We start from the raw sequence: 1,981 nt of genomic DNA, 5'->3' as shown, positions 1-1,981 counted from the left end.
CTCCCTCCACTCCCCCGACTCCCCCGACTCCCTTACACCCTCATTTCCCTACAATGTGCATCATCACTTGCGTTGCAACTGTACTCGTTCTCCGTAACGCAATAACTTCTCTATCGTGGCAAGACGATTTTCCCAAACTCTGACTTGATATGGATTTTCCAAAGCTTGTAGACGCATCCACTCTCTAAATCGAGACTGTAACTTTAAAAACGATGTTCTTGCTGTGACCAATTTCGTGTTATCAGGGTTAGTAGCCAGTTGATTTAAAGCACTTTGCACAACTTGGGCTTCGGAGTTAAAAGTTGAAAGCGTTGTGGAAGTTATTCGCAGCTTGTTATTTTGCTGTGCCAACTTCCACTCACGTTGTAGCGTAGTGTAACGAACCCAAGCAGTTTGAAAAGGTTGGCGGTGCGGAATCAGTTCTTTTTGTGTACGTTGAGTGCTACCTTGAGTATTACTAAAGACTTGGTTGAGGTCATTCGTAAAATTCTGTGCAGCAAATAGAGCATAACCAGCAACAGGCAAGTCTCTAAGTAGTTGAATTTGATCAAATGCTCCGACTGTTTGTAAAGAAAGCAGACGAATTCCTGGTACTAACAGAGAAGAACCCAGTTGTGTAGCAGTTATTATCCAAGGTTGTGCCAGTCGCTCAAAGCGCGGAGTATCCTGAGCATAAGTCATAGGGACAATTAAATCGATATCGCCGCGCCTTGCCCAAACCTCCCAGTGCTGCTGTAGCTTTTGAATGCGTTCTTGTTCTGGAAGGGGAAATACAGCAGCTGACAAAATCAATGATGGTCGTTTTTTTCGCAGTTGTTGCGATACTTGAGCAACAAAATTATCAATTTGCTGAGTGCGAAATTCTGTCCACTTTTGCCACAATTGCCGTTGTCTTGGGGAAATCTTTGCTGGATCTGTGCCAGTTAGTTGTTGAAACTGTTCCCTGGCCGCCTTACCATAACCATAAGTCCGGTTTGCGGCTGGGTCTTGGAAGGGATAGCGAATGTAGTCTAGTTGTAAACCATCTACCTTATATTGAGTGACAATTTCCTCATACAAGCTTAACAAGTACTGCCGTACCTGAGGATTTGCCGGGTCAAAAAATGGCTTACTCTGTCCAGAAGGAATCATTCGACCACGATTATCATAGCCTGCCCAATCTGGATGAGCAGCAAGCACTGGTCCTGGGTAATTAGGATTTATATTCAACAGTTGATTATGACGTTGGTTCCCAGCAGCAAAAGCCCAAACCCAAGCATGTAATTCTATACCTCGCTCGTGAGCTAACTTAACAGCAGATGCGAGTGGATCCCAATTACGAACTAAAGGATTTTGCTGAGGCGCAATTTTGCTCGGATAAATGGTGTAGCCAGCATTAACTGTTTCAAAAAATATTGTATTAATTCCGGCTTGCGCCATGCGATCAAAAATCACAGCGAGTCCCTGCTCGTTCCCTGCACGGATAATTGTTCCTCTATCAAGCCACATTGCTCTGATTTCTGGTTGAGCCAACCTCTTATTGAGAGGAAATTGGTTCCACAAATTCGCTCTAGCCATTAACCATTGCTGACGAGCCTGAGCATAGTTTTTTTGTGCAATCAATTCAGGCAAGTTTTTGACAACTTCACGAGCAGCATCTAAAGCTTGTTGTGTGCTGAGAACAACTGCTTGACTTCTTGTTGATGCTACCTGTTGTGTCTGTTGCGTCTTTGCTAACGTTGCATTGTCAGCGTTTTCAGAAATAGCGAGTGCTGCAAGATGAGCACTCTCGACTCTACCAATAAGATTTTCTAGCTCATGCTGATAAGTAAGTACTTCAAGTCGGCTAATTGGTGCTTGTGAGTTAGGGACAACATCAAACCGCACTGCTTGTTCAAGTTGATCAATTGCTTCATCTGATTTTGGAGGTGTGACACTGGGAATAGCCCTAGGTTGAGGAGCTGTAGCAATTTTAGGGGAAGGTGAGGGGGATGGGGAGGTG

Annotated in this window: 1 protein-coding gene; it reads right to left on the bottom strand. The window is 44.3% G+C overall.

Annotation, left to right across the window (positions count from 1 at the left end):
* Window positions 1-63 precede the first annotated feature (63 nt).
* Window positions 64-1,981 (bottom strand): family 10 glycosylhydrolase (locus DP117_RS34120; RefSeq protein WP_169222571.1); only part of this gene is annotated, 1,918 nt, incomplete at its 5' end.

Origin of the sequence: Brasilonema sp. UFV-L1 (assembly GCF_012912105.1) — a bacterium.
Classification (GTDB): Bacteria; Cyanobacteriota; Cyanobacteriia; order Cyanobacteriales; family Nostocaceae; genus Brasilonema.
Note: the sequence above shows the minus strand (reverse complement) of the source record. Positions and strands in the feature narration are given on the sequence as shown.